Annotated in this window: 8 protein-coding genes; 6 read left to right on the forward strand and 2 right to left on the reverse strand. The window is 36.2% G+C overall.

The window, feature by feature from the left end:
• Both AC220I_RS14145 and AC220I_RS14150 read left to right on the forward strand, forming a co-directional pair.
• A partial coding sequence (locus tag AC220I_RS14145; protein WP_486724499.1) for an FAD-dependent protein occupies window positions 1–438 on the forward strand: 438 nt, incomplete at its 5' end.
• 278 nt (window positions 439–716) lie between these two features.
• Window positions 717–2096 carry a sodium-dependent transporter gene (locus tag AC220I_RS14150; RefSeq protein ID WP_486724500.1) on the forward strand — a complete coding sequence of 460 codons (1380 nt, stop codon included), beginning with the start codon at window positions 717–719 and terminating at the stop codon, window positions 2094–2096.
• Between the two features lie 115 nt (window positions 2097–2211).
• Here the strand turns inward: AC220I_RS14150 and AC220I_RS14155 are convergent, their stop codons facing one another.
• Complete coding sequence (locus AC220I_RS14155; protein ID WP_486724501.1) at window positions 2212–2640, reverse strand: aspartate carbamoyltransferase regulatory subunit; 429 nt, start codon at window positions 2638–2640, stop codon at window positions 2212–2214.
• Window positions 2627–3556 carry an aspartate carbamoyltransferase gene (gene pyrB, locus AC220I_RS14160; protein WP_486724502.1) on the reverse strand — a complete coding sequence of 310 codons (930 nt, stop codon included), beginning with the start codon at window positions 3554–3556 and terminating at the stop codon, window positions 2627–2629. The genes AC220I_RS14155 and pyrB overlap by 14 nt, the downstream gene beginning before the upstream one ends.
• Before the next feature lie 426 nt (window positions 3557–3982).
• Here pyrB and AC220I_RS14165 point away from each other — a divergent pair, with 426 nt between their 5' ends.
• Genes AC220I_RS14165 through AC220I_RS14180 form a run of 4 tightly spaced genes read left to right on the forward strand, consistent with a single transcriptional unit; the run spans window position 3983 to window position 7910 of the window.
• Window positions 3983–5230 carry a dihydroorotase gene (locus tag AC220I_RS14165; protein WP_486724503.1) on the forward strand — a complete coding sequence of 416 codons (1248 nt, stop codon included), beginning with the start codon at window positions 3983–3985 and terminating at the stop codon, window positions 5228–5230.
• A gap of 20 nt (window positions 5231–5250) precedes the next feature.
• On the forward strand, window positions 5251–6180 hold the full coding sequence (pyrF, locus tag AC220I_RS14170) for an orotidine-5'-phosphate decarboxylase (protein WP_486724504.1): 930 nt from the start codon (window positions 5251–5253) through the stop codon (window positions 6178–6180).
• A gap of 46 nt (window positions 6181–6226) precedes the next feature.
• Window positions 6227–7003 carry a dihydroorotate dehydrogenase electron transfer subunit gene (locus AC220I_RS14175; protein WP_486724505.1) on the forward strand — a complete coding sequence of 259 codons (777 nt, stop codon included), beginning with the start codon at window positions 6227–6229 and terminating at the stop codon, window positions 7001–7003.
• The gene (locus AC220I_RS14180) at window positions 6996–7910 is read left to right on the forward strand and encodes a dihydroorotate dehydrogenase (RefSeq protein WP_486724506.1); all 915 of its coding nucleotides are present in this window, start codon (window positions 6996–6998) and stop codon (window positions 7908–7910) included. The genes AC220I_RS14175 and AC220I_RS14180 overlap by 8 nt, the downstream gene beginning before the upstream one ends.
• The last annotated feature ends 718 nt before the right edge of the window (window positions 7911–8628 follow it).

Genomic DNA, 8628 nt, shown 5'->3' on the forward strand with positions numbered 1-8628 from the left:
ACCACTGTGGGCGAATTTCTAAAGGTGGATGAAAAGAATGAGACCAGTCACATGGATAGGGTTTCCTTTTATCAAGGGCACGGCGTTTCATATGAGGATGCATTCAGTGCGCTTGAGGCAACATATACACCATCAACGAAAACTACAAATCTTTCAGAACTATTTCCACCTTATATCATCGAGGCCTTAAGAGAGGGGATTGGTGCATTTGGTAAAAAAATAAAAGGCTTTGACGATCCTAGAGCCATCATAACAGCTGTTGAATCACGTAGCTCATCACCTGTTAGAATATTGAGAAATAGTGAGTCTTTACAGTCGTACAATGTAAAAGGTTTATATCCTTGTGGAGAAGGCTCCGGCTATGCTGGAGGGATTACAAGCTCGTGTGTTGACGGCATCAAAGTTGCTGAGAAAATCATCGAAAGCAAAGTTGATTGAATAATCTGACATTTTGTTGATTTATTTTAAGGATTATGATAAAATTTGAATGTGTTAATAAATTGTAACGAAATTAACTTCTAGCATCATAAAATTTATTTTTTATATTGCAAGATAGTAAAAAATTTGTTACACTTTATTAAACTTTAGAGAAGTCTGCGCTTTAGAAAAATGCACAATATTTAGTAGTTGGGGAACGAATTATTGGAGGATATTGTGGTTTTAATAAAGAACAGAATCTTTAAACAACGATCAACGAAATATCAGGAGGGGGATTTATGGAAAATAAGAATCTTCAACAAAGAGATGGGTTTTCATCTAAGATTGGTATCATTGCAGCAGCTGCTGGTTCTGCAATTGGACTAGGTAACATTTGGAAATTCCCATACATCACAGGTGTATACGGTGGTGGAGCATTTATTTTAGTTTATTTAGTTTGTATCGCACTTATTGGTTTGCCAGTTATGCTTCAAGAGTTTTCAATTGGACGTAGAGCTCAAGCAAATGCTATTGGTTCGTTTAAAAAGTTAAAGCCAAATACACCTTGGTTTTTAACAGGTTGGTTAGGTTTTGCTGCAGCATTTGTAATCTTATCGTTCTACGGCGTCGTTGCTGGTTGGACATTAAGCTATGTATTCTCAGCAATTACAAACTCTTTTGCTGGTCAAGATCCAGAAGCACTTGGTAACATGTTCGGTGGTTTGGTTGTAAATCCATGGAAACCAATTTTGTTCCAAGTAATCTTTATGGTATTAACAGCGGGAATCATTTTGGGTGGTGTTAAAAACGGTATTGAAAAATACTCAAAAATCTTAATGCCTTTATTATTAGCAATTATAGTTGTTCTAGACATTAGAGCAATTACACTTCCAGGAGCAAGCGCAGGTTTAGCATTTTTATTCCAACCTGATTTTTCTAAATTAACAGCTTCAGCTGTAATGTCAGCTCTTGGTCATGCTTTCTTCTCTCTTTCTTTAGGTATGGGTACTATGATCACTTACGGTTCTTATATTGGTAAGAAAGAAAATCTTGGCGTTACTGCACTTCAAGTAACAATCGCTGATACTGCAATCGCATTATTAGCAGGTCTGGCTATTTTCCCTGCAGTATTCGCATTCGGTATTGAGCCAGGTGCTGGTCCAGGTCTTGTATTCATTACATTACCTAACGTATTTAACCAAATGCCTGGTGGTTACATCTTTGCAATCATGTTCTTTGTACTCTTAGCAGTTGCTGCTTTAACATCATCTATTTCAATCCTTGAAGTTGTTGTTGCTTACTTTGTTGAAGATAAGGGTTGGGATCGTAAGAAATCAACAATTATTGCAACAGTAGCGATCACTGCTTTAGGTGCGTTTGAATCATTAACTAACAGTGTCATTAATTTCAAATTACCACTTTTAAAAGGTGGCGTAATGCATTCATTTGGTTTCTTTGACTGGATGATTGAAATGTCTGACTTAATGTTACCGCTTGGTGGTCTATTCATCTCAATCTTTGTGGGTTGGGTAATGACTAAAGAAGACGTTGATGATGAAATTACAAATGGTGGCGAATTATCACATGCATGGATGGGCATCTTCGAAGTACTTACAAAGTATGTTGCACCTGTATTGATTTTCTTCACATTCTTAAACTTAATCTTTGGTTGGTTCTAAGAAAACAAAGCATAAAAATAAGAGATGGTCAAACGACCATCTCTTTTATTTGTATAATGTTTGAATTTTTACAACATGCTAATTGGAAGTCAACATGGTAGTGTATCATTTTTTATTATAATTTATAGGTTGTAATTTCTTCGCAGTAAGAACATTCATATTTAAGGCGACCGTTGACACCAACGAGTTTAAACTCAGGGATCGCATAATCATCCGTATGTGTAATACATCTAGGATTAGAGCATGCTATACCACCCTTGATGACTTTAGGTATTTCAACTTTCTTTTTATCTATTAAAGCGCCATTTTGAATGACATTAACAGTGATATTAGGGTCTATTAAACCAAGGATATTTAAATCTACTTCAAAGGTATTTTCAATTTTAATGATATCCTTATGTCCTAGTACATCACTTTTTACATTCATTAGTAAAACCACCGGGTTTTCGGTTTCAGCGAAAAGTTTGTTGAAAACCTTTAAGCCATTACCTGCATGCATGTGATCTATAACAATACCGTTTTCTATACCTTTAACTTCTAACATATGGGCCCACCTCCAATAATTTAGTGATTAATGCCATTCTCACATAGACGCCTAATTGAGATTGTTCAAAATAAACAGCTCTTGGATCGTCATCTACATCATAAGCAATCTCGTTTACTCTTGGCAGTGGATGCATGATTATCATATCTTCTTTAGAATTTTTAAGCTTGTCTCTTGTTAACTTATAGGAGTTCTTAAGTTTGAGATAGTCCTCCTCGTTGAAGAATCTTTCTTTTTGGATACGCGTCATGTAGAAGATGTCCACTTCGTTGATGACTTCTTCCATATAGTTGACTTCAATGAGTTCTACATTATAGTTTTCAGTGAGCTGTCTCTTTAAAGATGATGGGAGCTTCAATTCATCTGGAGAAATCAAGTAAAACTTCTTGTTTCCAAATCTTGCAAGTGTTTTGATAAGTGAATGTACAGTTCTGCCATACTTTAAATCGCCACAGAAAGCAACGCTATGTCCATCAATGTGTCCTTTATACTTCTTAATCGTTATTAAGTCAGTTAATGTTTGTGTTGGATGTTGATGACCACCATCACCGCCATTGATGATTGGAATACTAGAATATTGAGAAGCGAGCTTAGGCGCACCTTCTTTTGGGTGTCTCATAACGATAATGTCAGAGTAGTAACCCATTACTCTAATGGTATCTGCTAGACTTTCACCTTTTTGTGCAGAGCTTGTATTTGCATCAGCAAAGCCAATGACATTTCCACCAAGACGCATCATGGCGCTATCAAAGCTAAATTTAGTTCGTGTACTTGGCTCAAAGAACAATGATGCCAATATTTTGCCTTCACAAACCTTGTTGTAAACCCTTGGGTTGTCATACATATCTAGACCGACATCAACCAAATCGTTGATTTCATCTAGGGTGAGATCTTCTGGTTCAATTAAGTGTCTCATGTTATCCTCCTTTTGATTTCACAGAATCAGATTAAAGTATGGAACTTGTCACAGTTCGTGACAAAAAAAAATACCTACGCGAGACGCGAAGGTATAAAATGCCTGTAAAAAACCATTGATAATTATTCCTTTTCAACCTCTCGGGTCAAATTAAAGGTCTATTCAATTTTCATAAACAATCATATCATAAAGTGAAACAAATCGTCAATCTTAAAAATGATTACTTTTTATTAAACACTTCTGCCTATTGACATCGTTTTGAAGGTGTGATAAATTGAAGAAAATTAATAACCTTTAATCAGGTACGAGATACCTGCAAGGTCGACTATACAGATTTTATGGTGTCATTATACCCTTTTGCAGGTGCGAAAGGGTTTTTTTGTACCCTAAATTAGTAGGAGAGACCAATTCATAAGGAGGCTGCATTTGAAACTGCTCGTAAAAAATGGCACTGTGGTAAATCCTAAAACGGGGACCAATGAAAAGCTGAATATACTTATTGAAAATGGCTTTATCAAAGAGATTGGGAGCAAGCTTAAAATTGAAGGTACTGTAAATGAAATTGATGCAGAGGGTCTAATCGTTACACCGGGCTTTATAGACCTACATGTACACTTGAGAGAACCAGGATTTGAAATAAAAGAAACTTTGAAAACAGGAACTGAGGCTGCGGCAAAAGGTGGTTTTACCACAGTGGCCTGTATGCCCAATACTAAACCTGCGCTTGATAGTGTAGAAACTCTTGAGGACTTACTTCGCCGTATTCAGGAAACGGCTGTGATCAATGTAAGGCCAATTGCTGCAATCACAAAGAATATACAAGGGGCTGAATTAACGGATCACGTTTCATTAATCAAGGCTGGTGCCATGGCCATATCAGATGATGGCAGAACGACGATGAATGATGATTTTATGCGAAGTGCATTTACAAACGCAAGAGTTTTAAACGTTCCTGTGATAACACATTCAGAAGATCACAACATAACATCACAATATAAAGAAGAAGTTTATCCCATAGAAGCAGAATATAAAGTGGTTCAAAGAGATGTTGCACTTTGCAGAGAAACAAATGGCATATTACATGTTGCCCATGTGAGTGGCAGTGAAGCCCTCAAAGCCATTAAAGAAGCTAAAGAAGAAGGGCTTTCCGTAACTTGTGAGGCTGCACCTCATCATTTTGCACTGAATACTTCAATGATTGATCCCATGAATCCATACTCAAAGGTCAATCCACCAATTCGAGATGAAGTTGAGCAAAGAGCTGTAATTGAAGGTATTAGAAATGGTCTGGTTGATATTATTGCCACAGATCATGCGCCGCATGAGATCGCTTCTAAGGAAACGAGCTATGGCAATGCAAGTTATGGTATTAGTGGTATTGAGACGGCATTCCCTTTGGCTTATACCACTTTGGTTTTAAAAGAGAGTATTTCACTTGAAAAAATCATATCAATGATGACAGATAAACCAGCTGAAATTGGAAGGCTTGAAAGAGAAGGCAGCATAGAAGTCGGCTATAAAGCAAATTTAACTCTAATAGATCTAAATGAAAAGGAAGTCATTAATCCAGATACATTTCTCTCAAAGGGAAAAAATACACCTTTTAGAGGTTTTGAAGTTCAAGGACTTGTCAAAAAAACCATTTATATGGGTAGCGTTGTATACAATAGATAATTTGAAAGGGAAGTGAATATATGTTAAGCGATCAATTAATTAAGCGTATTATTGAAAAGAAAAGTCCTATTGTTGTTGGACTTGATCCGAGATTTGATAATCTACCGTCAGCTATTAAAGAGAAATATTTAGACTTATATGGTAATACTCTGAAAGCGGTGTCTTTTGCCTTAATTGAATTTAACAGAGGTATAATCGATGCGATTTATGATTTGGTACCAGCTGTTAAGCCTCAGGTTGCATTCTATGAGCAATACGGTATAGAGGGGATGATTGCCTATAAGGACGCATGTGATTATGCTAAATCAAAGGGGCTAATTGTTGTTGCAGATGTTAAACGTGGGGATATCGGTTCTACTTCAAAGGCATATTCTAATGCCCATCTTGGAAAAGTTAATGTTAACGGTACAAATATCAGTGCGTTTGAGGCGGATTTTGCCACAATTAATCCTTACCTAGGGAATGACTGCATGGCGGAATTTATTCAAGACATTAAAGACTACGAAAAAGGCATGTTTGTCTTAGTGAAAACATCAAATAAGACTTCTGGTCAATTACAAGACTTAAAGTCTGGTGATGACACGATTTATGAAAAAGTGGCTGACATTGTAAATACATGGAACGATGAGCTGTGTGGTGAATCTGGGTACTCACCTATAGGTGCGGTTGTAGGTGCAACTTATCCTGAAGAACTTGAAATATTAAGAAAAAGAATGCCAAAAGCAATTTTCCTCGTACCAGGTTACGGTGCACAAGGTGGCGGTGCAAAAGATGTCTTAGGTGCATTTAATAAAGACGGACTTGGTGCGATTGTAAATAATTCACGTGGCATTATTTTTGCGTTTGAAAAATCGACTTTAGGATATAAAGAAGCGGCTCGCGAAGCCGTCTTAAAAATGCAACAAGACATCAATGAGGCTTTGGAAGCAGACCAAAAAAAATATTGGTAATAGGATAAAGAGTGGATTTATTGAGCTTATAGATTGGAGACCTTTAATGAAATTTCAAGGAAGTGTAAAAATCATTAGTAGACAAGAGCTGGTTGAAGATGTTTTCAGAATTAGAGTTGAAAAACCAGCAAATATGGAAACTGTTAAACCAGGGCAGTTTTTCAACTTTAAAGTAGATACAATGCTTTTAAGGAGACCGATTTCAGTGAGTGGCATTTATGAGCATGAACTTGAGTTCACGATTAAAACACTGGGAAAGGGTACTGAAGAACTAAGTAGGCTCAGAGTAAATGAAAATGTTGACCTGATGGGCCCGCTGGGGAATGGGTTTGACATTAAACTGCCTAAAAGAATTTTACTGCTTGGCGGTGGTATTGGGGTTGCGCCTATAAAGGGATTAGGTGAATATTTTATGGGATCGGAAGTAGAAATAGACACCATTCTTGGTTTTAGAGACGCCCCATACGCCATTCCTGAGTTTGAAAAAATATCAAACTCATTAACAGTTGTATCTGAAAACGACTCTAATTTCAGAGGTGGCTATATTACAGAACCGTTAAAAGAGATGCTTGAAGAAAATGGTGAAAAGTATGATATGATATATGCTTGTGGGCCGTCTGTAATGCTCAAAAACGTTCAAAAGATATGTAGTCAGTTTAACAACCCTGTCCAACTATTGATGGAAGAAAAAATGGCCTGTGGCATTGGTGCTTGCTTAGTTTGCACCTGTAAGACCAAAGAAGGTGATTTTGGCTTTAAACATTCAAGAATGTGCATAGAAGGCCCAATGTTTTATGGTGATGAGGTGATCTTTGATGAGTAAAATAGATTTAAGTGTTAATTTAAATGGTCTGTCCTTAAAGAATCCGATCACTGTGGCGTCAGGTACATTTGGGTTTGGGAGAGAGTATGCAGACTATATTGATCTAAATGAAATCGGTGCAATCTCGGTTAAAGGATTGACATTAGAGCCAAGACAAGGAAATGAAGGTATTCGAATTGCAGAAACACCAATGGGTATGATCAACAGTGTTGGACTACAAAATCCAGGTGTAAGAAAGTTTATCGCTGAAGAAATTCCTTACCTAAGACAATTTGATACAAAAATCATCGCAAATATAAACGGTAACAATATTGAAGAGTATTGTGAAATGGCGGAAATCTTATCTGAAGAAGATGTTGATTCATTAGAACTGAACATATCTTGTCCAAACGTAAAAAATGGTGGTTTGGCATTTGGTACCAATCCAGAGGTGGTAAAGGAAGTTGTAAGCAGAGTCAGAAAAGCTTCGAAAAAGCATTTAATCGTTAAATTGTCGCCAAATGTAACGAACATTAAAGAAATTGCACTCATTGCAGAAGCTGAGGGTGCCGATTGTATTTCATTGATCAACACCCTTTCTGGAATGGTTATTGATATTAATAAGAAGAAAACCGTTCTCAAAAGAGGTAGCGGCGGTCTTTCTGGACCAGCCATTAAACCAGTAGCGGTGAAAATGGTCTATGATGTCTATGATGCTGTAAAAATACCAATCCTTGGGATGGGAGGTATCTCCAATACAATTGACGCCATTGAGTTCTTTTTAGCAGGTGCTAATGCGATTGCAATTGGAACTGCGAACTTTGTTAATCCTAGAATTACAAAAGAAATATTAGAGGGCCTTAGAAAGTATCTGCTGGAAAATAACTACAAGTCCATTAATGAGTTGGTAAGAGATTTGAATGATTAATAGAGATTAAGCAATTTAAAAAAGATAATGCTTGGTGTATTGCATGTGTGCATAAATACACCAAGCTTTTTTATTGTATATCATTAGTTCTTTGAGAAAGAATTACCAACTTGCGAAAAGCGGTTAAATGATTGTGTTTTAAAAAGAAAACTTTGAAAATGAATGTAATAAGCTTATTGATTTAGAGGGTAACCAGAATGAATTCTTTGAAAGTATTCACATCATAATACATAAAAATATGCAAAATGATAAAGTCATATATCCAAAAGATAATCAAAATATGCGGTTCAATGTTTGATAAATATTTGTATATATAGGAAGGAAAAAAAACTTTGCCCGAAATAGATTTAATTCATCAAGAAATGGAATTGTCAGAATAATATTTCTTTTATAAAAGGGGTTGACGATGAAATTGAATGGTGTTATTATAACTAAGCAGTCAGCGATGACCGCACGAAAACATCAAATTGAATAAAAACAATGAAATTGGATTTGTAAAATTTGTGTTTAGAAAAAGTTAAAAAAAATATCAAAAGATGTTGACAAGCAAAAACATTGATGATATTATAAGGGAGTCGCCGCAAGGCTTAAGCCTTTAGCGATAACAACACAGGACCTTGAAAATTGAATAGCGCAAATGAATTAAAACACGCAATTCTTTGAGCTTATGGAAATCATTTCGGTGATGGAAGTTGCTTAACAGAAACAAGTGATAAAA

The sequence above is a fragment of the Fusibacter sp. genome (assembly GCF_057447755.1).